We start from the raw sequence: 20,879 nt of genomic DNA on the forward strand, positions 1-20,879 counted from the left end.
CTGCCCGAAGCTGCTTAACCACAAATCCCGTGTCCACTACATGGGGGCAAGGCCCGACTCACCTACTCGGTTCGCTGTCGACTCGGCAGGCCAGCACCGTTGCGGATAACTGTTGGCGCATCAGCGAGGGACTGCGGCTTTCCGAACTGCGGCGCGCATTGGTCGAACCAGGCCCGTCGATTCCCGTTCGCATTGATACTCAAGCCTTTCCGGAGGCACCCACGTGTTATCTGCCGGGCGTCGACGACGCCGGGAAGCGTTGCTGGCACCAGTTCATGTCGTCGTCGGCGACGCTGTTCCCGGTCGTGAACGATCGGTTGGTCGAGGCGATCCAGCTCGCCCTGATCGACATTCTGCTGTTGGATCTGATCGCGAAATCGCCTGGCGGATCAGCGCCGATGAGCGTGTTGGGCAAAGCGTGTGCACTGCAACCCAGTCGACTGACCCAGCAGATCAGCCGCCTGGAGTCCGACGGGCTGGTGCGCCGCGGCCCCAGCCAAGGTGATCGGCGGCGCGTCGTTGTCACTATCACGCCGCACGGTCGTGTGCGGTTGGGACCAGCACTTGCCTGCTACGCCAAAGAAATTCGCAGTCACTACTTGGGCCCGATGTCGCGCCAGCAGGCTATCGCCCTGGGCGATGCGTGCCGTCGGATCAGCTCGCCTCTCAAAGCCAATGCCGGGCAATCGGCCCGGTCAGATCGCCCGAGTTCGCTCTGAGTAGTCACTAGGACCCATTGTGGCTCCCAGTGTTCTCACAGTTTGCTGAAGTCGGGCAGTGTGGTTCTGCTTGGGGGACAACCGGAATGGTTACCGGCTGGTAATTACCGCTTGAAACAGTTGAGGCCCCGGTAGTCGCCGATGAGTGACTTCCGATTGTGGCGTTGACCAGGGAATTTGATCTCGGTCGAAAGGTCCCGGCGTGCCGCCACGTCAAACGTCTTCGTGGATAACAACGTTCGATTAGAGACACTTAGCCCTCGCTTAGTTACGTTCAGCGCTGTTCAGTGCCTCACCAATCCATCTGCCGAGGAGTTCCCCTTGCACGCCACCGTTCGCCCCTATGCCACCGCTGGCGTGGCTCTGGTCGGAGCCAGTCTCGTCGCCATCACCCCGGTGTCCGCGCCGTTGCCTGTTCTGCGGGATGTCCAATCCCACGCGGTGGCATTGACGGGGGCGTTCCAGGATGTCCTCAGTGCCGCCTCGGCGAATGTCACGACCATGCTCAACAACTGGTACCTGGCGCCCGGGGTGGGGATGCAACAGTTTTGGGCCAACCAGATGGACTACGCCGACCGGCTGCTCAACGACCCGTCGAGCTCCACCAACGACGTCAACGAGGAGATTCAGAAGCATCTGAATGCGGTGATCTCGGGCTGGGCGCTGCAGAACGAGACCGACGCAACGCATTCCACGGTGCTCAACCACACGATGGACGGCACCCATGCGCTGATGTTCGGCCAGATCGGCGGCTACATCCCTGCCGATGTCGATGCCAGCCAGATCATGCCGATCATCGACTACCTGGGATCGCCGGCAAGCGCCGTGCTGATGGGCATGATCGGGCCGGGCATCAGCCCGTGGGTGGCGCTGCTCAACAGCATCACCGACCACGACAGCCTGGGCGACACCCTGATCAACATGGGCGGCGCGTTCTTCAACGGCGCCACCTTGAACCTGGACGCCCTGCTGCCGATGATCAACGGCTTCGGGGTGTTTCCGGCCGGAATGAACATGGATCACCTGGACATCGCCTTCGGTGGGCTGCTGTCGCCGGGCGCCGTTGCGGTCGGCCCGTATCAGGTGCTCGGCCCTGGCGGCGAGGTCGCCGCCTCGGTGCCCGCAGTGGGTGGATCGATCTTCCAAAGTGTCGGTATCGAATTCAGCGGGGTTCCGGTGCTGGGCACTCTCGATCTCAACAGCGCCGGCATCGGACCGATCGCGGCCTGGCAGGCCTGGGGTCAGACCGTCGGCGCGCTGCTCGGGTCGGGCTGGGACGGCAAGGGCCCGGTCGTAGTCACTCCGCCGTTGGCCGGTGCGGAGCTGCCCCTGCTTGATGACGGCGGCTCCGGCGCCGCAACTGATGCGTTCGGCTGGCTGGGCGACCTGCTCGGGCTCTGATTCCCCTAAACCATTACTTCCCAACTCTTCAGAGAGGTCCCGCTCACGATGAACCGTCACCACACCAGCCCGTGTCGCCACCGCCGCACGATCGGCGCCGTTGGCGCCGCCGGTGCGTTCCTAGCCTTCGGAATGGTGCCGCTGAGCGTGGCGCCGCCGGCTCAGGCCGATGAATTCGACTGGATCGCTGATCTTTTCGATCCCTCCGCGTGGCTGGTACCCGAGCCGGCCGACGCGGGCACCTTCGACTGGACCACCATGCTGGATCAGTGGTTCTACGAGCCGATGCACACCTCGATGGAGAACTGGATCAACAGTGACCTCGGGGCGATGGTCAACGGCTGGATCAACACCTCAGCCGGGCAGTTCCTGATCGGTGACGGTGCCGATGGCACCGAAGCCAATCCCGATGGTGATAACGGCGGCTTGTGGTTCGGCGACGGTGGAAACGGTTGGGACAGCACCGAAGCCGGGGTGGCCGGCGGCAACGGCGGCAATGCGGCCGGCTGGTTCGGCGATGGCGGCACCGGTGGTGACGGCGGCGCGGGCGCCAATGGCGGTGACGGCGGCGCCGGCGGCACCTGGATGGGCAACGGCGGACACGGCGGTGCCGGGGGTGCCACAGCCGATGCCCTGGGCAACGGCGGAAACGGAGGAAACGGCGGCAATGCTTCTGCGTGGTTCTTCGGCAACGGTGGAGACGGTGGTCTAGGCGCGGCCGGGGCAGCGGGTGCTGCGGGAACCTACACAGGCGGCGGTGACGGGAACGGCACCGGCGGAGGCAATGGCGGCAACGGCGGCAATGGCGGGCGCAGCAGCTTCATGTTCGGCAACGGCGGCAGCGGTGGCAACGCCGGCGACGCCGGTGATGGCGGCAACGGCGCCACCGGAACCCTCGATCATGTCGACGGCGGCAATGGCGGTAACGGCGGCTGGAGTGGTGGTAGCGCGGGCGCGGGAGGGGGACGCGGGTCGAGCATCTACACCAGCCCCATGTACGGGCACGCGGGACAGGCCGGTATGGCCGGCGACGGCGGCGACGGGGGCGCCGGCGGCAACGCCTACCAAGACGCCACCGGCCACTACCTCGGCAACGGCGGCAACGGCAGCTACGGTGGCGACGCCGGTACCGGTGACGGCGCGAACGGTGGTAATGGCGGCAGCGGCGGTATCGGACGCAACGGCGGCGACGGCGGCGACGCCGGCGGTAACTGGAACTACACCTCCGGGAACGCCGGTAACGGTGGCAACGGTGGAGACGCCACCGCCGGCCAGGCCGGCAACGGCGGTGAGGGCGGCTACACGTTGGGTGGCGCCAGCGGCAGTGGCGGTAACGGCGGTAATGGCGCCACCGACGACGCAGGCGTGAAGACCATCGGCGGCAATGGCGGTAATGGCGGCTTCATCGGAGGCAAGCTCGGCGGCGGGGTCGGCGGTAACGGCGGCACCGGCACCTACGCCGGGGGTAACGGCGGTAACGGCGGAGATGGCGGCGGCAATGGCGGCAACGGCGGCACCAGCACCGGCTGGAACGACGGGACCGGCACCATCTGGAGTCGAGGCGGAAATGGCGGTGCTGGCGGCTCCGGCTTCATCGGCTACGGCCCCGTAGCCGGCGGTGCTGGGGGCGCCGGCGGGGCTGGCGGTGACGGCGCCACCGGCGCCGGGGTGGTCAGCGTGGGCGGCAACGGTGGTAGCGGCGGTAGCGGCGGAGGTACCTCCGGTGGGAGCGCGGCCGGCAATGGTGGCAGCGGTGGTAGCGGCGGCAGCGGTACCGCCTCGGGCGGCAATGGTGGTACTGGTGGTGCCGGCGGAACCGCGTCTATCCCCTTTACCGGCGGCGAAGGCGGTATCGCCGGGAACGGTGGCGCCGGCGGTGCCGGTGGCGACAGCGGCGGCGCCACGATGCCCACTGACAACCCCTACGGTGTTGGCCCAAGCCACGCCGGCAACGGCGGTGACGGCGGTAGGGGCGGATCTGGGACCATCGGCGCCAGCGGCAGCGGCGGTGCCGGCGGCACCGGTGGTAATGCGCAGGGCACCGTGAACGCCGGCAATGGTGGCAACGGCGGCGCCGGTGGTGCGGGTTCGGTCGGCGCGCCCGCAGCCAATCCCGCACACGGGCCCGGCGGTGACGGCCGCGACGGTGGCACCGCCGGCAACGGCGGCCTTGGCGGCGCCGGCGGTACCGCGGCCTCCGGCAACGGCGGCAGCGGCGGCACGGGCGGCGCGGGCGGCACCGGCGGCGCCGGTAGCAGGGGCGGCAACGGCGGCACCGACTCCAGCGGCAACACCCTGCCCGGCGGCAACGGCGGTGACGGTGGAACCGGCGGCAATGGCGCGGCCGGCGGCGCGGGCGGCACCAGCACCAACGGGTCCAACGGCGCTCATGGCGCGGCCGGGGCGGCCGGCTCGGGCGGCTCCGGTGGCGCGGCCGGTACCGGCACCCCGCCGGGACAGCCCGGCACCACCGGTAGCAGCGGCCAACCTGGCTGACCCGGTGACGAGCTGACGCAGACTCGCACTAAAGGCGCCGTGCGCGTGCGAGTTTGCGTCTGCTCGGGAGCACTGACCCGGCCAAGGTACGATTTCCCGCGGTGGCGTGGCAGAGCGGCCTAATGCACTCGCCTTGAAAGCGAGAGACGGCTAACACCGTCCGGGGGTTCAAATCCCTCCGCCACCGCCATTTTTCGCATCCCAGTTCACGTCCCTGGGGGTGGTGTAAGTAGTGGCGGCGTGTCGGTCCTGATGTAGAGGGCCATCGCGGGAGTCTCTGTGGTGAAACGACCAAGGATCACTACCGAGAGGAACACCGCGATGGCCCTGGATCAGTCTGCCTTGCTCGAGGTGCTCGATGCATTGCGCACCGCCGATGCCGGCGAGCGAATCACCCAAGCCGCCGAAACCATCTACCAAGCACTGATAGAGGCGGAGTTGACCGCGTTGATCGGTGCCACACCGCATGAGCGCACCGAGACCAGAACCAATCAGCGCAACGGCTCACGGCCGCGCACCTTGACCACGGTCGCCGGCGATCTGGAGCTGCGCATCCCCAAGCTGCGCTCGGGCTCATTTTTCCCGGCGCTGCTGGAGCGCCGCCGCCGAGTCGATCAGTGCCTGTTCGCGGTGGTGATGGAGGCCTACCTGCACGGCACGTCGACCCGCAAGGTCGATGACCTGGTCAAAGCCCTCGGCGCTGACAGTGGCATCTCCAAAAGCGAGGTCTCGCGGATCTGCGCGGACCTGGACACCGAAGTGGCCGCCTTCCGCGACCGCCCACTGGGTGAGCAAGCGTTTCCGTATGTGTTCCTTGATGCCACCTACTGCAAGGCACGGGTCAATCACCGGGTGGTCTCCCAGGCGGTGGTCATCGCCACCGGGGTGGCCGCCGACGGGCGCCGCGAAGTCCTCGGGTTCGACGTCGGCGACTCCGAAGACGGCGCGTTTTGGACGGCGTTTCTGCGGTCGCTGAAATCCCGCGGCCTGACTGGAGTACAGCTGGTGATCTCCGATGCCCACGCCGGGTTGCGGGCCGCCATCGAAGCCGTACTCATCGGGGCGGCTTGGCAACGGTGTCGGGTGCATTTCGTGCGCAACGTATTAGCCCAGGTGCCCAAGGGATCAGCCGAGATGGTGGCCGCGGCGATCCGGACCATCTTCGCCCAGCCCGATGCCGAGCACGTGCGCGAGCAACTCGACACCATCGCCACGATGCTGAGTCGCCAGCTGCCCAAGGTCGAGACCATGCTGCGTGATGCCGCTGAGGACATCACCGCGTTCGCCGACTTTCCGGTGGCGCACTGGAAAAAAATCTGGTCGACCAATCCGTTAGAGCGCCTCAACCGCGAGATCAAGCGCCGCACCGACGTCGTCGGCGTCTTCCCGAATCCGGCCGCACTGCTGCGGCTGGCCGGCTCGGTGCTCGTCGAAGCCCACGACGAATGGCAGGTCGCCGAAAAACGCTACCTATCCGAAGCCACCCTGGCCCTGCTCAACACCAGCAACCTCAGCGACAAACCCACCGAAAGCGTTGCCCCCACACCAGCACTCACGGCATAGTGGAAACCTGCAGAGCCTCACGCGAAAACGCCGGCTCGACTTACACCACTCCACGGGACACGACCGCATCCCATGTACACCGGGTTAGGCGGAGTCCGTCCGCGGGCACCTCACCGGTGACCGCAGTCGCGTGTGGCCGGATACCGTGCAACCCCGCCCTATTCAGCCAAGGCGGCCCCCGGACGCCGTCGGCCCTCCGGTCGCACGCATATTCAGCGCGTAGGGATTCTGCGGCAATTTCGGACGCCGCCGCGACAGTTCCGATACACCTGGACATTGCCAACCGATCTATTTGCATGCAAAATCTGGACGAGTTGTCGGCCCTTGAATTTCTTGAGGCTCTGGCCCGGCGAGCGCACGCCGCGGGCCACTTGGCCTTGGTCGATATTTGTACCGACTGGCAAGGGCGGCGTCAGCGCCGCCGTCGGACTGGCCGGTGGTGCTGGAGGCAACGGCGGCAACAGTGGTGCCGGTGGTGCGGCTGGTGGTCCCGGTGCGATCCCCGGTACCAGCGGCGCTACCGGCGCCAACGGCAACCCCGGCAACCCCGGCACGCCTGGCTAACGCCGACAGATCGCGTATCGCGGCCGTCGGGTCCCTCACCGGACTCGGCGGCCGCGGTCGCGTTTCAGGCCGATTCCGTTCACTCTGCGCTCACGGCGCAAGTCACTCGCACTTTCTCGCCGTAGCCGCAGAGTCAGCAACAACGTGAAGTGCCGGCGCAACGGCTCAGCCCGGTTGACGTAATGCCATTTGTCGCTCAGAGGTGGGCACCAGCCCACATGGCCCGGAGCGGTGACGCCTGTGGCGCTTGAGGTTACGCTCGCGGCATCTCCGCGACGATGGTGTTCATCAAAGCGGTGTAGCGCTTGGCCTCCGGGTCCTGGCCGGGCTTGCCGCTGGAAATCAGGCCGGCCGACAGCCCCCGCTCGGGGTCGGTCCAGACGGCGCAATTCACCAGGCCCAGATGACCGAACGCAGCCGGAGCGCCCCGGCCGAACGGCCCGAACCGCTTGGACCCCAACATGAAACCGGTGCCCCAGCGCAGTGGCGCCAGCCCGGTGGCCACGTCGGGCCGCAATCGGCGGCACTGCGCCGTCGCCGCGCGCAGGGTCTCCGGTGACAGCACCCGCACCCCGTCGAGTTCGCCTCCGCGGCGCCAGATCTCGGCGAACCGCGACAGCTCGAACGCGGTGGAGATGGTGTTCGATGACGGCACCACCGTGGTCAGGAAGAACGGGCTGTTGGTCACCGGGATGATCTCGTACACCGACCCGCCGATCGCTTTGCGGAACACCGCGACCGCCGCACCGGTCGGCTGCTTGCCGGTGGCGTGGCTGGGTGCCACCAACGGAATATCTTGCGGGGCAACGCCGTAATTGGTCCATCGGAACCCCAGCGGGTCCAGGATTTCGGTCGCCAACACGTCGCGGATGTCTTTGCCGGTGGCCGCCCGCACGATCTCCCGGGTCAGCGGCCCCCAGGTCAGGGCGTGGTACATGTGCATCAGCCCCGGTGGGTACACCAGCCGCAGGTTGGCCAGCTGCGCCTGGGCGTACTCCGGGTCGTCGGCGCGGTTGAGGTCGGGCTTGGGACCGGTGGCGAACGGCACCCCGGCGCTGTGTGTCATCACGTGCCGAATGGTGGTGCGGTGCTTGCCGTGTCGGCCGTAGTCGGGCAGATAGTCACTGACCCGATCATCCAGGGCGAAGGCGCCGCGCTCGGCCAGCATGTGCATGACGGTGCTGGTGATGGCCTTGGCGGTCGAGTACACGCAGAACGGGGTGTCCACCGTCACCGGGACCAGCTCCGCATCAGCGGGATCCGAAGGACCGTTGCCCCAGCCGTGCCCGATGGCCCGGTTGAGCACCACCCGACCGTTGTGGCGCAGACACAACTGGATGGCCGGGTGCAGGCCGGCGGAATACCAGTGCCGGGCGGCCTGCCAGATCCGGTCCACGGCCGCCGGGTCGATACCGGCGTGGTCCTCCTCGCCGACCACGGTGACGGCGTCGAGGTCGGCGGGGACACGGATGGTGCCGTCAGTTGTCATGCCCGCCACGTTACGTGGGCCGCCGGGCCCCGCCCCGACCGAAATAGAGTTCCTGGGTCGCCACGCAGACCAGCTGCCCGGCCCGGTTGTACAGCGTCGCGCTCGTCAGTCCGCGCCCGGCGACCCCGCTGGGCGTGAACTGATCCGAGAGCACCCAATCCGAGAGGTCGACGGGCCGCTGAAACCACAGCGCGTGGTCGATCAGCGCGTTGAACGTGCTGGCCTGGTTGGCTCGCCGCATGGCCAGCGCCGCCTCGACCATCTTGGTGCCGGTCAGGTAGGTCAGCAGGGCACTGTGCATCGCGGGATCAGCGGGAACCGCGCCGGACGGCTTCCACCACATCCGCAGCCGCGGCGACGGTTCGGCACCCTCCATGGCGATCCGCGGGGGCGCGTCCACGTAGCGCACGTCGAACGGGTGCGGCTGCACCCAGTAACCGCCCAGTTCGCCCGCGTAGGCGGCGTGCTGCTCCTGCGACGTCGGCAGCGACTCCGGTTCGGGAACTTCCGGTATCGGCTGCTGGTATTCGGGTGCGTCGACGGCGGTGGTGAACGACGACAGCACTTCGAGCAGGATCTGGCCGTCCTGGCGGGCGGTGACCTGGCGCGTCGACAGCGTGCCGCCGTCGCGGGCCACCTCCACGTGCAGGTCCACCGGGCGGCGGGCGTCCCCGGCCCGCAGGTAATAGACGTGCACACTGTGCGGCACCCGGCCCGGCGCGGTGCGGCTGGCGGCGATCAGCGCCTGGCCGGCGATATGTCCGCCGACGATATGGTGGGCCGGATTGTCCAGCTGGGTGGCCACGAAGTGCTCGTCGTCGGTGCGCTCGACGTCGAGGGTGGCGATGATCTTGGCCAGGGCCGGTTGGCGGTGGGCCATGTCGTCGCTCATGCGTGCGCGCCCATCTCCATCAGGTACACCCCCGCGCCGATCAGCACCACGCCACCGGCCATCACCGGCGTGAACGGGTCGTCGAAAAAGAACCGGGCCAGCAGCGCGGTCAACGCCACTCCGACTCCCGACCAGACTCCGTAGGCCACCCCGACCGGAATCCCGCGCTTGAGCACCATCGCCAGCAACACGAAGGACACCACATAGCCGACGGCCACCGGGATCACCCACTGCCACCGGCTGAATCCGTCGGAGGCGCGCATCGACAGCGTTCCGGCGACCTCGAAACCGATCGCGCCGAGCAGCAGGAGCCAGGCCATCACTCGCCGGTGAACTCGGGCTTGCGTTTGCCCATGATGGCGCCGATGCCCTCCATCAGGTCTTTGGACGCCAAGAACGCCGAGTTCCACGCCGCCACATAGCGCAGGCTGGCCGCCACCCGGTCGGTGCGCTGCTCGTCCAAAACGTCCTTGACCCCGGCCACGGTCAGCGGCGGGTTGGCGGCGATCTCGGTCGCGGTGGCGTGTGCGGCGGCCAGGCAGGCATCGGCGTCGGCATAGACGTCGTTGACCAGGCCGATCTTCTCTGCCCGCGCGGCGTCGATGTCCTTGCCGGTCAGCGCGAGCTCACGCAGGTGACCGTCGGACAAAATCAGCGGAAGCCGGGCCAGGCTGCCCACATCGGCGACGATGGCGAGTTTGACCTCGCGCACGCTGAACTTGGCGTCCGCAGCGGCGTAGCGGATGTCGACCGCCGAGATCAGGTCGACCCCGCCGCCGATGCACCAGCCCTGGACCGCGGCGATGGTCGGGGTGCGGCAGTCGGCCACCGCGGTGATCGCACCCTGCATGCGCTGCAGCTCGCGGTGGAAGTCCGCCCGCGGCCGGGCCAGCGCCCCTTCGGCCAGCATCGGCGTCATGGTGCCGCCCATCGCGGCCAGATCCAGCCCGTAGCTGAAGTTCTTGCCGGAGCCGGTCAGCACGATCGCCCGCACGTCGCGGTCGGCGTCCAGCGCGGCGAAGACCTCCGGGAGTTCCGCCCAGAACGCCGGGCCCATCGCATTGCCCTTGCCCGGCCCGATCAGCGTGACCTGGGCGACGTGGTCTTTGATCTCGACGGTGACGGATTCATAGGTGTCGGCCATACCCAGACCGTAGCGTGGTCGCATGCCCTCTGAGATGCGACCCAGCCCTGACGAGCCTCCCGCCGACGAGCTCGCCGCCGCCGAGGCCGGGTGGGCCGTACTCGAGCAGGTGCTCGGCGGCATCACCAGCGACGAATGGTCTAACCAGACGCCGTGTTCAGAGTTCGACGTCGCACAGCTGACCGACCATCTGCTGCATTCCCTCACCGTGCTCGGTGGCGCGGCGGGCGCGCAGATTCCCCCGCGCGAGGCAGGCGATGCAGTGCTCCGGCAGGTCACCGCCGCGGCCCGGCCTGCCTTGGACGCGTGGCACAGCCGCGGCCTCGACGGTGCCGTCACGATCGGGCCGGCTGAGCTGCCGGCGCGGGTGGCGGCCGGGATCTTGTCGCTGGAGTTCCTGGTGCATGCGTGGGACTACGCGACGGCCACCGATCGCGCCGTGAACGTGTCAGAGCCCCTGGCCGACTACGTGCACAGCCTGGCCCGCAGGATCATCACGCCGGAGGGCCGGGTGCGAGCGGGCTTCGATGATCCGGTCGACGTCCCCGATTCGGCTTCGAGCCTGGACCGGCTCCTCGCCTTCACCGGCCGGTCATAGCTTCGCAACCTGCGCGCCAACCGGGCGTCGTTCACTTTCCGTAGCGTCGATGGGGCATGAACGTTGCTGGGTGGGTCTGGGGGCTGACTATCGTCGGCCTCGTCGGGTTGCTGGCCTTCGACTTCGTCTTTCACGTTCGCCAACCGCACGTTCCCACGCTCCGGGAGTCGGCGGTGTGGTCCGCAGGCTACGTCGGCGTCGCCATGCTCTTCGGCTTCGGGATGTTCGCCTTCGGCGGCGTGGATGCCGGTTCGGAGTATTTCGCCGGCTACATCACCGAGAAGGCGCTCTCCGTCGACAACCTGTTCGTCTTCCTGGTGATCATGGCCCGCTTCCGGGTGCCCGCCGCAGAACAACAGAAGGTCCTGCTGTTCGGGATCGTCTTGGCGTTGATCGCCCGGACCGGATTCATCTTTGTCGGCGTGGCGGTGATCAACACCTTCAGCTGGGCGTTCTATGTGCTGGGCCTGATCCTGCTGGTCAGTGCCGCCGGGATGCTGCGCTCAGGCAGTGACCAGCAGGCTCATGCCGGTGACACCGCCGTCACCCGGCTGGCCCGCAAGGTCGCCCGCGGCCCGATGCTGGTGGTGATGCTCGCCATCGCCGGCACCGACGTGATTTTCGCGCTTGACTCGCTGCCGGCGATCTTCGGCCTCACCCGCGACACCTACACGGTGTTCACCGCCACGGCGTTCGCACTCCTGGGACTGCGCCAGCTCTATTTCCTGGTCGACGGCCTGCTGGACCGGTTGGTCTACCTCTCGACCGGTCTGTTCCTGATACTGGCGTTCATCGGCACCAAGCTGGTGCTGCACGGCCTGCACGACAACAACCTGCCGTTCATCAACGACGGCAGGCCGGTCCCGGTGGTGGAGATCGGGACGGGATTGTCGCTGCTGGTGATCGTCGGAGTGCTCAGCATCACCGTGGTGGCCTCGTTGCTGAGCGGGCGCAGTCGAACCCAGAACGCCGCGGGCGATCCTCGGGACGAACTCGCGCTCCTTCCGTGAGCGGTTAGACCCGCTCCAGGTAGAAGTAGAAGTAGCGCCCCACTCCGTCCTGGTAATCCAGGACTCCGCCCTTGCCGTTCATGATGCCCAGCACGGTGTTGTCGTCGATCCGCTTGAAGTGATCGTGGGTCGGCTGGCCGTCGTAGACCATGGTGGCCACCACTTCGCCGCGGAACTCCTCGGCCCACAGGCTTGCCTCGCCCTTGCCCAGCTTGACGTTGGAGAACTTGTTGCCGTCCTCGTCGAGGCATACCAGCGGTTGCACGTCGGTGACCGAGTTGAACGTTTTGCCGAACCAGCGGGCCTTCTCCAACAGGCCGTTCATCTTGTGGCCGGTGACGAACTCCCCGCCACGCCACTCGCCGATCATCAGCTCCAGGGTGGCCGGCGGCAGCGCCGCCCAGAAGTCGTCGATCTCGGCGTCGGGGATCTGCCCGGTCCGCTCCTTCAGCGCGGCGAACGTCGCGCGGGCCTGGTCGTCATTCATGGGTGCCATTTCCTTTGGTGGTATCCGCCGAACGTGAAGTTAGCTTCACTATCGCTGGTCGAGCGTGCAGCTGGCGTCACGCTCGGCGGGGGAGTCGGAGAAGTCTCAGGCGGCCTTGTTCACGGCCCGCTTGAGGCCGAACAGCAGTCCGTGTGCCAGCACCGAGGCAACGGCGGGCAGACGGTTGTCGGCGCTGACGGTGTAGCTGATCTCGGTGCCGGCTCCGGTCGACCGCAGGGCCACGTTGCCGACGTAGTTGCGGAAGGGGACACCCGACACGCCGCGGTAGCTGAGCCGTTGTTCCGGCTCGAAAGCGATGATCTCCTCCACCAACGGGGCCATCCCGGGCACCGCCTGGATGCGGCGCTGGGCGCCGACGCCGTTGGGCTCGGGAGCGCCGGGCTGGATCACGGTGATCTTGAGTCCGGGGGCCCAGCCGGACATGCCCTCATAGTCCGACAGCACCGCCCACACCCGAGACGGGGATGCGGCGACGGTGGTGGTCGCGGTCGCGTGCATAGCTTTCCTCCTCAGCGGTACGTCTGTGCGAACCGTAACAGCGCGTCGTTCTCCTCCGGCGCGCCGATGGTCACCCGGACCCCGTCCTGCCCGTACGGGCGGACCACGATGCGGGCCGCCGCGGCGGCGGCCACGAAGTCGGCAGTGCGCTCCGCCAACGGCAGCCACACGAAGTTGGCCTGCGAATCCGGCAGCTCGAACCCGGCGTCGCGCAGCGCCGCCGAGACGCGGGTCCGCTCGGCCACCACGGCGTCGGTTCGGGCCAGCAGCTCATCGGCGGCGTCCAATGAGGCGATCCCGGCGGCCTGCGCCACGCTCGACACGGTGAACGGCACGTAGACCTTGCCCAGCTCGGTGATGATCTCGGGACTGGCCACGGCATATCCCAGTCGCAGGCCCGCCAGCCCGTAAGCCTTCGAAAATGTCCGCAGCACAACCACATTGGAGTGGCGTCGTACCAGTCCCAAACTGTCGGGCAGCAGTGGCTCGCGGATGTATTCGACGTACGCCTCATCGATGGCGATCAGGATGTGCGATGGCACCGCAGCCACGAATCGGGCCAGGGCCTCGGGATCGACCACGGTGGAGGTCGGATTGTTCGGGTTGCAGACGAAGATCAGCCGGGTGCGGTCGGTGATGGCCGCCAGCATGGCGTCCAGGTCGTAGGTGTGCTCGCGCAGCGGCACCTGCACGGGCACGGCGCCGGCGGTACGCACCTGCAATGGGTAGATCTCGAAACTGCGCCAGCCGAACAGCACCTCGTCGCCGGTTCCACTGCTGATCTGGATCAGCTGCTGGCACAGGCTCACCGAACCGCACCCCGCCGCCACATGCTGCGGGGTGAACCCGACATGTTCGGCCAACCGGGCACGCAGGGCGGCGTAACCGTTGTCCGGATAACGGTTGGTGGTGGACAGGGCGGCGTCGACGGCCTTGACCACGCTGGGCAACGGCGGGAACACCGTCTCGTTGCTGGCGAGTTTGATCGATCCCGGGACTGTCTTTCCCTCGACGTAGGCCGGCAGTGCGGCAATCTCTGGGCGCAGGCGGACGGTCACGGACCACAGCATATGTGGAGCGTGTGGGGGCTAGTGGCCCGCGGTTTCGGAACTGGGGCAGTGATCCGGTACCCTCAACGAGTTCGAGGAGGCGTGCCAGAGCGGCCGAATGGGACTCACTGCTAATGAGTTGTCCCCTTTACGGGGGACCGGAGGTTCAAATCCTCTCGCCTCCGCAACGGCCGGGCTTGCTCGACCGACAACTGAAGACCGGCGCCCGTAGCTCAACGGATAGAGCATCTGACTACGGATCAGAAGGTTGGGGGTTCGAATCCCTTCGGGCGCACTGTGTGTTCAGCAAGAGCTCCGGCCACGGCCGGAGCTCTTGCCATTTGCGAACCAGGAACCCCACCAACGGTGACATTAGGTTAGCCTTACCTACAGTGAGTGGGATGGCGCGTTCGATCGGCCGTCCGTGATTCCGAGGACGGCAGTGAACGCCGCAGGAGGTAACCGCTATGGCTGCGCGAGTTGGTTTGGGAGATCTCGAACGCACTGTCATGGAGTGTCTGTGGTCGGCGCCGGGTTCGTTGACCGTCCGCGAGGTGCACTCCTCGGTGTCCGCCAAGCGAAACCTCGCCTACACCACGATCATGACTGTGCTGCAACGGCTTGCGAAGAAGAACCTGGTGATTCAGCGCCGGGAGCATCGCGCGCACCGCTATGTGCCCAGGAGGGGCCGTGCCGAGCTGGTCGCCGAACTCATGTCTGATGCGCTCGATCAGGTCGCCGACTCCGGCGGTCGCGAGGCCGCGCTGGTCCATTTTGTCGAACGTGTCGGCGCTGACGAAGCCACCGCATTGCGGCGGGCTCTTGCCGAACTCAACGATGCCTGACCGCGACCGTTGGGCCACCAGACGGCCGGATTCAACTGTCGTCCGGCGCAAACCAGGCCTTCTTGGCCTGCCAGGAACGCGCCAGTCCATAGGCAACCACCGCCACCGACGCGCAGACGCAGGCCCAGATGGCGGGGCCGGCGTAACCGCCCACCCAGCTTGAGGCGACGGCGACCGCACAGGCCGTCACCCCGAAAGCCATCGACGTCGCGTACAGCGCGAGTGTGGTCCTGGCCCGCTGATCGTGGCGCAGCGCCACCATCAGCCGGCCGATGTACCCGGCCAGATAGAGCATCAGAGTTGCGGATGCCACCTCGACAACGGTCAGCCAACGGTTTCCGGCCAGGCCGGCGTACATGTCTGGTTCGTAGCCGCGTTTGGCATAGGCGAACGCCACCACGACTACCGCGACGCCAGCGCCCACCGGCATCAGGAGATGGTTGCGCATGATCGGCCACACGTGCGCGGGATCGGCGAGGCGCACCAGCATGTGGTAGATGTTCCCGATCACCGCCGCGATCAGACACATCCAACCGAGTACCTGCTGGACGTTCCACAGCCCCAGCAGGCTGTGCAGGGGCGGACCGAGTTCCGTGCCCGCCCACGGCGTCAGCAGCAGCAGTGCGCAACCCTGCAGCGCGATGGCTAGGGTGGCGCCGGCTTCCCAGCGCGACCGCCAGGTGTCGCGGCGAACCCACAGGCAATAGGTGACGATCGCCAGTGTGGTCACGATGAAAGACGCCGTCATGGCGCACCGCTTATCGACTCGCCACCGTCGGCGGTGAACCAGGCGGTCTTGGCCTGCCAGGATCGTGCGAGCCCGTAGGCGAAGGTTGCCACCGACAGGCACACGCACGCCCAGATCGTCGGTCCTACGTAGTGGCCGGTCCAGATCGAGAAGACGGCGGCCACGCATCCGGCCACGGCGAAAACCATCGCCACCACATAGAGCTGCAGGGTGGTCCTAGCCCGGTGGTCGTGTCGCAGGGACAACAGCAACCGAGCGACGTACCCGCTCAGATACAGCACGATCGCGGCGGCGGTCGCCTCGATGACGGTCACCCATGGATCGCCGGTGAGGCGGGCGAACAGGTCCGGTTCGAATCCGCGTTCGGCATTGATGAAGGCAACCAGGATGACGGTGAGACTCAGCCCCACCGGTGCCAACAGATGCCTGCGCATGATCGGCCACACGTGCGCGGGGTCGGTCAGGCGCACCAGCATGTGGTAGATGTTCCCCAGCACTCCCGCCAGCAGGCACAGCCAACCGAGAATCTGCTGGGCGTTCCACAGCCCCAGGATGGTGTGCAGGGGTGGGCTCAGCTGGGTGGCCGCCCAGGGCGAGAGCAGCAGCAGGCCGAGGCCCTCCATCGCGATGGCAAAGGTGGCGCCTGCCTCCCACCGTGACCACCAGGTGTCACGGCGAACCCACAAGCAGTAGAGGACCATCACGAGGGTGGCCACGATGATCGCTGCGGTCATTGAGCGCCGACGGCCTTCTCGTTCCCGTTGGCGGTGAACCAGGCGCTCTTGGCCTGCCAGGATCGCGCGGACCCGTAAGCGAAGGTTCCCACCGCCAGACAGATGCAGAGCCAGATCCCGGGGCTGGCGTCGTCGCCGTCGACCCAACTTGAGCCGACCACGATCAGGCATGCTGCGGTGACGAAAGCCATCGAGGTCAGGTACAGGTCAATTGTTCTTTTGGCCCGCGGATCGTGCCGCAGCACCAGCATGAGCCTGCCGGCATAGCCGCTGAGGTAGATCATCAGGACGCAACCCGCCAGTTGGTACAGCATCATCCAGCCATCGACGCTGGGGGCGGCGAAGACGTCAGGCTGATATTCCTGGTCGGAGTGCAGGTAAGCCGGCAGCATTATTGCCAAGCCCAGCCAGATGGGGAGCAGCAGCTGGCGGCGCATGATCAGCCGCACCTGAATGGCGTCGGCGAGCCGCAAGAGTAGGTGATAGATGTTTGCCGTCACAGCCGCGATCAGGCACAGGTGGCCGACCAGCTGTTGAACGTTCCATACCCTGAGGCCGCGGTGAAGCACCTGGCCGAACTCGACCCCAGCCCACGGCGACATCAGCAGCAGCGCGCAGGCCTCCAGTGCCAGGGCGAGGGTTGCGGCGCTCTCCCACCGGGTCCACCAAGTTTCGCGGCGGACCCAGAGGCTATAGGCGACGATCGCCAAGGTGGTGACAATGATTCCCGATATCATCGAACGCTCTCACGACAACGCTTGTGGGGGGGTGGGCTGTGCTGCCGGACGCCCGCTATTGGTGAACCACGCTGCTTTGGCTCGCCACGAGCGGGCCGAACCGTAGGCGAAAATCGTCACGGAAGTGCATGTGCACAGCCAAATCAGCGGGCTGACATCGGCTTTGGTCCAGGCATTGCTCATCATCGCCATGATGCCCGCCACCGCGAACGCCGTCGAGGCGGTGTACAGCTCGATGGTCTCCTTGGCGCGCGGATCGGAGCGCAGCATCAACAGCACGCGCGTTGCGTAGCCGGCCAGATACATCATCAGCAGGGACAGCAGGGCCCAGTACCCGCGTGCCCAGGCGCCGTCGCCGCCGAGGGTCGAGAAGCCGTCCGGCCGGTAGCCCGCGTCGGCGACCACGAACGTGGCCACCATTGCCACAATGCCGAGCTGGACAGGCAATCGCACGTGCCGACGGAACAGCGGACGGAATCTGTCGAAGTCGGCCAGCCGGGCCAGCACGTGGTAGATGTTGGCGGCGACGGCGATCACGAAGCAGATATGCCCGGCCAGCTGTTGGATGTTCCATACCCGCAGGGTGCTATGCGCCGCCGGTCCCAGGGTCTCGGCGGCCCACGGCGACATCAGCACCAGTCCGATGGTCTCCAGCGCGATAGCCAGGGTGATGCCGAACTCCCACCGTGACCGCCAGGTGTCGCCACGCACCCACAGGCTGTAGAGCGCCACCGTCACGGTGGCGCCGATGAGCACCGGCGTCATGCATCGACGGTACTTGTTAACGGTGCCGTCAGACGGGCGGTTTGTCCAGATCCGCCTTGAGATCACCCAGGCGCAGCGGCTGCACGGTCGACTCCAGGTATTCGGCGACGGCGTCGTGCTCGATCAATCCGAAACGCACCTGCAGGTCAACCGGGTTGAGCCCGAAGTAGCGGGCAACACGGATCAGGTTGTCGGCGCTGATCAGCCGACCTTCGTGCGCTGCCTTGTAATAGGCCGATTTGCGGTAACCGAATGCCTCGTAGACCTCGGTCGCTCCGAGCGGCCTGCCCACGAGGTATGGCAACACAACGGTTGGGTCTTTGTGACGATCGTCCACAGCAATACACCTTAGCTCTCGTTGGTGGACCACACAAGTATTTCAGCAACGCCTAGGAGCGTAATTGTCCGATTACATACCGGGAGTAAGCAATTCAAGCATTGCACGGGCTGCAATCTTGGTTCCTAGCGGGATGGCGGAAAGGTCGACCACGTAGTCGGGGGCATGTGGGGTGTAGGGAAACAATTGACCGCGCTCAGCGGACTGTGCGTACACCTGCGGATCGGCCACCCCTACCAGCAGATACGTCAACGGCATATCGACGTGCGGCCCCTTGAGCAGGTGACAGTCCTCCGAGCCGGTGAGGGCGGGCAACTGGCGGACAACCTTGTCCTTACCGAGCAGCTCGCCCAGGGCGGTGGCCACTCGATCGGTGAGGACGGCATCGTTGACCAGCGGTGTTGCACCGCCGGCCAGCGTGATCTCGGGCAGTTGGTCCTCGCCGACGCCGAAGCTGCGCGCGATGCCCGAGCAGATCGCCGCAATCCTGGTCAGCAGCGTCTCGCGCACATCGGGGTGGAACCACCGCAGGTTGACCTTGAGCAGCGCCCGGTCCGGGATCACGTTGTAGGTGCTGCCGGCCTGCAGTGAACCGACCGTGAGCACCGCGATCTCGCCCGGAGTGACGGAGCGACTGACGATGCTCTGGAACTGCACCACGGCCTGGGACGCCATCAGCACAGGATCGCGGGCCAGCTGAGGCATTGACCCGTGCCCCCCGACGCCGTGGAACACGATGTCGAGCTGGTCGGTGCCGGCCATCCGCTCGCCGCCGACCGCGGCGACCATGCCCACCGGCATCGGGGCCGTGTGCATGGCCAGGAAGGCATCCGGCCGGGGAGCCACGTCGTAAAGACCCGCGTCGACCATGGCGTGCGCCCCGGCGATCAGTTCCTCGGCCGGCTGGCCGATCAGCACCGCGGTGCCCGACCAGGAATTGGTGGTCTCCGCGAGCACCTTGGCCAAGCCCAGCATCCATGTCACATGCGCATCGTGTCCGCACATGTGCCCCAGCTCCGGGTTGCTGCTGGCGTAATCCAGGCCGGTGGCCTCGGGCACCTGCAGCGCATCCATGTCAGCGCGATACATCACCACCGGGCCGGGCCCGTTGGCTAGCACCGCCACCACCCCGGTGCCGCCGATCCCGGTGGTCACCGTCATACCGAGGTCGCTGAGCGCCTGGGCGATCTTCCGCGCGGTGCGCACCTCCGCGAATCCCAGCTCGGGGTTGCGATGCAGATCTTTGAAGATGTCGACCAGGCGCCGCGCGTCCGCGGTGACGATCTCATCGATCCGGTCGGTCCCGCCCGTCATGCCGCGCTCTCCATCCAGATCTGGGCCCGCTCGAAGAGCCAAACGGCCGCCTCGTGCAACTGATCGCCGACTTCCTGCTGCGCCATGCCCGCCGACGCCCGGGCCAGGGTGCCCTCGATCACGATGGCCAGCTTGAAACCGGCCATCACCGTGTACCACCCGATATGGGACAGGTCGCGAGAGCTGCCCGCGGCGTAGCGTGCCACCAGTTCGTCGGGGGAGGCGAGCCCGTCCATGCCGGTCAGCGTGTGGCTGAACACGCTGGAACCGTCGTCTTGACGCCAGGTGGCCAACAGCCACCCCAGATCCAGCAGCGGATCACCGATGGTCGACATCTCCCAGTCCACGATCGCCGCCAACTCGGGGCCGGTGGGAGAGAACATCACATTGGCCGCGTGATAGTCGCCGTGCAGGATCCCCGGCTTCCAGGATGCCGGAATGTTGCGCTGCAGCCAGTCGGCGACGTCGTGCAGCCCCGGCAGATCCGGTCCCGGATAGTTCTCGAACTGCCGGTAGGAGTCCAACTCGGAGAGCCACCGCGGCACTTGGCGTTCCAGGAAGCCGTCGGGCTTGCCGTAATCCGCCAACCCCACCGCGACGTGGTCTACGGCGCCGAGCTTGGCCAGGGCGTCGGCCATCGACAGTCCCATCCCGTGCCGCACCAGTGGATCGCCGGCATGCAGGGCGGGCAGGTCGCCGCTGGCGTTGAAGCCGTCGACGGGCTCCATCAGATAGAAGACCGCGTCACCGAGCACCGCGGGGTTGTCGCAGACCGCGATCAGTCCCGGGTGCGGCACGTCGGTGCCGGCCAGTGCCGCCAGCAGCCGGGTTTCCCGCAGCATCACCGCGTTGCTGCGTGGCCGCAGGTGCTGCGGACCGCGCCGCAGCACGTAACTTCGGCCGTCGCGAGTGAACCGCAGCATGACGTTCTGAGTTCCGCCGGATAACTCCGTGACGTCATCGAGCGGGCCCTCGCCCAGGCCTTGGTCGGACATCCACTGCGCCACCGCTTCGAGGTCCACGGGGGAAACCTACCCGCGAACCCCGCGTCGGTTGCGGTGATTGGCGGGCCTGGTCGCCGGGCGGCTCAGTTCTTGGGACGCGGCTGCTGGGAGATCGTCTGGACCCGGATCGAGTCCTCGCCGAACAGGAAGGTGTCGACCCCGTCGACGCCGAAGCCCGTCGCGTCCAGCGACCACTCCAGCAGCAGGACGTCACCGCTGTAGGTCTGCGACTTGATCTGGAACTTCGCGTCGGCCAGCACCGCGGACAGCTGGCTGAACGCGGCGCGGATGCCGTCCAGTCCCCGAGCTACGCCGGCCGCGGTGATCAGCTCCGAATCGTCGGCGTAGTCGACGAGCAACTCCTCGACGTCGCCGGCGAGCAGTGCCTCAAGGTGGTGGTCGAAGATCTCCTGGGGTGAGCGTGCCATGGGATGAAGATATCGGCAGGACCGAACATACTGGTA

Annotated in this window: 23 protein-coding genes and 3 tRNA genes; 11 read left to right on the top strand and 15 right to left on the bottom strand. The window is 67.0% G+C overall.

The genetic code is table 11. The features are described from left to right. From BST15_RS22375 to BST15_RS22380, 6 genes are all read left to right on the top strand, one after another. A partial coding sequence (locus BST15_RS22375; RefSeq protein WP_207572049.1) for a MarR family winged helix-turn-helix transcriptional regulator occupies positions 1–719 on the top strand: 719 nt, incomplete at its 5' end. Between the two features lie 321 nt (positions 720–1,040). Beyond that, on the top strand, positions 1,041–2,120 hold the full coding sequence (gjpA, locus tag BST15_RS09560; RefSeq protein WP_046191212.1) for an outer membrane porin GjpA: 1,080 nt from the start codon (positions 1,041–1,043) through the stop codon (positions 2,118–2,120). A 135-nt stretch (positions 2,121–2,255) separates the two neighbouring features. Then, on the top strand, positions 2,256–4,616 hold the full coding sequence (locus tag BST15_RS22070) for a PGRS repeat-containing protein (RefSeq protein ID WP_165757109.1): 2,361 nt from the start codon (positions 2,256–2,258) through the stop codon (positions 4,614–4,616). 100 nt (positions 4,617–4,716) lie between these two features. After that, a tRNA-Ser gene (locus tag BST15_RS09580) sits at positions 4,717–4,806 on the top strand. A 131-nt stretch (positions 4,807–4,937) separates the two neighbouring features. Beyond that, positions 4,938–6,179, top strand: a complete 1,242-nt coding sequence (locus BST15_RS09585) for an IS256 family transposase (protein WP_046189500.1) — start codon at positions 4,938–4,940, stop codon at positions 6,177–6,179. A gap of 324 nt (positions 6,180–6,503) precedes the next feature. Continuing rightward, positions 6,504–6,743, top strand: a complete 240-nt coding sequence (locus tag BST15_RS22380) for a hypothetical protein (RefSeq protein WP_188108929.1) — start codon at positions 6,504–6,506, stop codon at positions 6,741–6,743. Positions 6,744–6,996: 253 nt separating this feature from the next. Here the strand turns inward: BST15_RS22380 and lipE are convergent, their stop codons facing one another. Genes lipE through BST15_RS09605 form a run of 4 tightly spaced genes read right to left on the bottom strand, consistent with a single transcriptional unit; the run spans position 6,997 to position 10,268 of the window. Next, positions 6,997–8,232, bottom strand: a complete 1,236-nt coding sequence (gene lipE / locus BST15_RS09590; RefSeq protein ID WP_046189523.1) for a lipase LipE — start codon at positions 8,230–8,232, stop codon at positions 6,997–6,999. Positions 8,233–8,242: 10 nt separating this feature from the next. Next, positions 8,243–9,124: an acyl-CoA thioesterase gene (locus tag BST15_RS09595; protein ID WP_234708318.1), complete on the bottom strand. Its 882-nt coding sequence runs from the start codon at positions 9,122–9,124 to the stop codon at positions 8,243–8,245. Beyond that, positions 9,121–9,444 carry a DMT family transporter gene (locus tag BST15_RS09600; protein ID WP_046189525.1) on the bottom strand — a complete coding sequence of 108 codons (324 nt, stop codon included), beginning with the start codon at positions 9,442–9,444 and terminating at the stop codon, positions 9,121–9,123. Before BST15_RS09600 ends, BST15_RS09595 begins: the two co-directional genes overlap by 4 nt. Continuing rightward, positions 9,444–10,268 carry a crotonase/enoyl-CoA hydratase family protein gene (locus tag BST15_RS09605; RefSeq protein ID WP_046189526.1) on the bottom strand — a complete coding sequence of 275 codons (825 nt, stop codon included), beginning with the start codon at positions 10,266–10,268 and terminating at the stop codon, positions 9,444–9,446. Before BST15_RS09605 ends, BST15_RS09600 begins: the two co-directional genes overlap by 1 nt. A 22-nt stretch (positions 10,269–10,290) precedes the next feature. On the opposite strand from BST15_RS09605, the gene BST15_RS09610 reads away from it, so the two are divergent. Continuing rightward, entirely contained in the window at positions 10,291–10,866 is a 576-nt protein-coding gene (locus BST15_RS09610) for a TIGR03086 family metal-binding protein (protein ID WP_046189501.1), read from the top strand. A gap of 56 nt (positions 10,867–10,922) precedes the next feature. Then, positions 10,923–11,876 carry a TerC family protein gene (locus BST15_RS09615; protein ID WP_046189502.1) on the top strand — a complete coding sequence of 318 codons (954 nt, stop codon included), beginning with the start codon at positions 10,923–10,925 and terminating at the stop codon, positions 11,874–11,876. 4 nt (positions 11,877–11,880) lie between these two features. Here the strand turns inward: BST15_RS09615 and BST15_RS09620 are convergent, their stop codons facing one another. The 3 genes from BST15_RS09620 to hisC form a co-directional block, all read right to left on the bottom strand. Beyond that, a complete protein-coding gene (locus BST15_RS09620; protein ID WP_046189503.1) occupies positions 11,881–12,363 on the bottom strand; it encodes a DUF4334 domain-containing protein in 483 nt (160 codons plus the stop codon). Positions 12,364–12,468: 105 nt separating this feature from the next. Continuing rightward, positions 12,469–12,882, bottom strand: a complete 414-nt coding sequence (locus BST15_RS09625) for an SRPBCC family protein (protein ID WP_046189504.1) — start codon at positions 12,880–12,882, stop codon at positions 12,469–12,471. 11 nt (positions 12,883–12,893) lie between these two features. Continuing rightward, positions 12,894–13,940 (bottom strand): histidinol-phosphate transaminase, encoded by a 1,047-nt coding sequence (gene hisC, locus BST15_RS09630; RefSeq protein ID WP_046189527.1) that lies wholly within the window; start codon positions 13,938–13,940, stop codon positions 12,894–12,896. An 87-nt stretch (positions 13,941–14,027) separates the two neighbouring features. Here hisC and BST15_RS09635 point away from each other — a divergent pair. The 3 genes from BST15_RS09635 (at position 14,028) to BST15_RS09645 (ending at position 14,776) form a co-directional block, all read left to right on the top strand. Further along, positions 14,028–14,116: transfer RNA gene (locus BST15_RS09635), tRNA-Ser, on the top strand. Positions 14,117–14,153: 37 nt separating this feature from the next. Then, positions 14,154–14,226 (top strand) — tRNA-Arg (locus BST15_RS09640). Positions 14,227–14,398: 172 nt separating this feature from the next. Then, positions 14,399–14,776 carry a BlaI/MecI/CopY family transcriptional regulator gene (locus BST15_RS09645; RefSeq protein ID WP_046189505.1) on the top strand — a complete coding sequence of 126 codons (378 nt, stop codon included), beginning with the start codon at positions 14,399–14,401 and terminating at the stop codon, positions 14,774–14,776. 31 nt (positions 14,777–14,807) lie between these two features. Here BST15_RS09645 and BST15_RS09650 read toward each other — a convergent pair whose 3' ends face one another. The 8 genes from BST15_RS09650 to BST15_RS09685 all read right to left on the bottom strand — a co-directional run bounded on the left by BST15_RS09650 (position 14,808) and on the right by BST15_RS09685 (position 20,843). Then, entirely contained in the window at positions 14,808–15,524 is a 717-nt protein-coding gene (locus BST15_RS09650; RefSeq protein ID WP_046189506.1) for a hypothetical protein, read from the bottom strand. Next, complete coding sequence (locus tag BST15_RS09655) at positions 15,521–16,258, bottom strand: hypothetical protein (protein WP_046189507.1); 738 nt, start codon at positions 16,256–16,258, stop codon at positions 15,521–15,523. Before BST15_RS09655 ends, BST15_RS09650 begins: the two co-directional genes overlap by 4 nt. Then, the gene (locus tag BST15_RS09660; RefSeq protein ID WP_046189508.1) at positions 16,255–16,995 is read right to left on the bottom strand and encodes a hypothetical protein; all 741 of its coding nucleotides are present in this window, start codon (positions 16,993–16,995) and stop codon (positions 16,255–16,257) included. Before BST15_RS09660 ends, BST15_RS09655 begins: the two co-directional genes overlap by 4 nt. A gap of 9 nt (positions 16,996–17,004) precedes the next feature. Then, the gene (locus BST15_RS09665) at positions 17,005–17,760 is read right to left on the bottom strand and encodes a hypothetical protein (RefSeq protein ID WP_046189509.1); all 756 of its coding nucleotides are present in this window, start codon (positions 17,758–17,760) and stop codon (positions 17,005–17,007) included. Between the two features lie 28 nt (positions 17,761–17,788). Next, the gene (locus BST15_RS09670; protein WP_046189510.1) at positions 17,789–18,097 is read right to left on the bottom strand and encodes a hypothetical protein; all 309 of its coding nucleotides are present in this window, start codon (positions 18,095–18,097) and stop codon (positions 17,789–17,791) included. Between the two features lie 72 nt (positions 18,098–18,169). Beyond that, on the bottom strand, positions 18,170–19,411 hold the full coding sequence (locus tag BST15_RS09675) for an amidohydrolase (protein ID WP_046189511.1): 1,242 nt from the start codon (positions 19,409–19,411) through the stop codon (positions 18,170–18,172). Further along, positions 19,408–20,406: a phosphotransferase family protein gene (locus BST15_RS09680; RefSeq protein ID WP_046189528.1), complete on the bottom strand. Its 999-nt coding sequence runs from the start codon at positions 20,404–20,406 to the stop codon at positions 19,408–19,410. Before BST15_RS09680 ends, BST15_RS09675 begins: the two co-directional genes overlap by 4 nt. A 92-nt stretch (positions 20,407–20,498) precedes the next feature. Beyond that, the gene (locus BST15_RS09685) at positions 20,499–20,843 is read right to left on the bottom strand and encodes a nuclear transport factor 2 family protein (protein ID WP_046189512.1); all 345 of its coding nucleotides are present in this window, start codon (positions 20,841–20,843) and stop codon (positions 20,499–20,501) included. Positions 20,844–20,879 lie beyond the last annotated feature (36 nt).

Origin of the sequence: Mycolicibacter arupensis (assembly GCF_002086515.1) — a bacterium.
Classification (GTDB): Bacteria; Actinomycetota; Actinomycetes; order Mycobacteriales; family Mycobacteriaceae; genus Mycobacterium; species Mycobacterium arupense.

Bases quoted from the DNA above. Each gene is read 5' to 3' on its own strand.
- BST15_RS09585 (WP_046189500.1), top strand. From the start codon at position 4,938: ATGGCCCTGGATCAGTCTGCCTTGCTCGAGGTGCTCGATGCATTGCGC.
- lipE (WP_046189523.1), bottom strand. From the start codon at position 8,232: ATGACAACTGACGGCACCATCCGTGTCCCCGCCGACCTCGACGCCGTC.
- BST15_RS09595 (WP_234708318.1), bottom strand. From the start codon at position 9,124: ATGAGCGACGACATGGCCCACCGCCAACCGGCCCTGGCCAAGATCATC.
- BST15_RS09600 (WP_046189525.1), bottom strand. From the start codon at position 9,444: ATGGCCTGGCTCCTGCTGCTCGGCGCGATCGGTTTCGAGGTCGCCGGA.
- BST15_RS09605 (WP_046189526.1), bottom strand. From the start codon at position 10,268: ATGGCCGACACCTATGAATCCGTCACCGTCGAGATCAAAGACCACGTC.
- BST15_RS09610 (WP_046189501.1), top strand. From the start codon at position 10,291: ATGCCCTCTGAGATGCGACCCAGCCCTGACGAGCCTCCCGCCGACGAG.
- BST15_RS09615 (WP_046189502.1), top strand. From the start codon at position 10,923: ATGAACGTTGCTGGGTGGGTCTGGGGGCTGACTATCGTCGGCCTCGTC.
- BST15_RS09620 (WP_046189503.1), bottom strand. From the start codon at position 12,363: ATGAATGACGACCAGGCCCGCGCGACGTTCGCCGCGCTGAAGGAGCGG.
- BST15_RS09625 (WP_046189504.1), bottom strand. From the start codon at position 12,882: ATGCACGCGACCGCGACCACCACCGTCGCCGCATCCCCGTCTCGGGTG.
- BST15_RS09645 (WP_046189505.1), top strand. From the start codon at position 14,399: ATGGCTGCGCGAGTTGGTTTGGGAGATCTCGAACGCACTGTCATGGAG.
- BST15_RS09650 (WP_046189506.1), bottom strand. From the start codon at position 15,524: ATGACGGCGTCTTTCATCGTGACCACACTGGCGATCGTCACCTATTGC.
- BST15_RS09655 (WP_046189507.1), bottom strand. From the start codon at position 16,258: ATGACCGCAGCGATCATCGTGGCCACCCTCGTGATGGTCCTCTACTGC.
- BST15_RS09660 (WP_046189508.1), bottom strand. From the start codon at position 16,995: ATGATATCGGGAATCATTGTCACCACCTTGGCGATCGTCGCCTATAGC.
- BST15_RS09665 (WP_046189509.1), bottom strand. From the start codon at position 17,760: ATGACGCCGGTGCTCATCGGCGCCACCGTGACGGTGGCGCTCTACAGC.
- BST15_RS09675 (WP_046189511.1), bottom strand. From the start codon at position 19,411: ATGACGGGCGGGACCGACCGGATCGATGAGATCGTCACCGCGGACGCG.
- BST15_RS09680 (WP_046189528.1), bottom strand. From the start codon at position 20,406: ATGTCCGACCAAGGCCTGGGCGAGGGCCCGCTCGATGACGTCACGGAG.
- BST15_RS09685 (WP_046189512.1), bottom strand. From the start codon at position 20,843: ATGGCACGCTCACCCCAGGAGATCTTCGACCACCACCTTGAGGCACTG.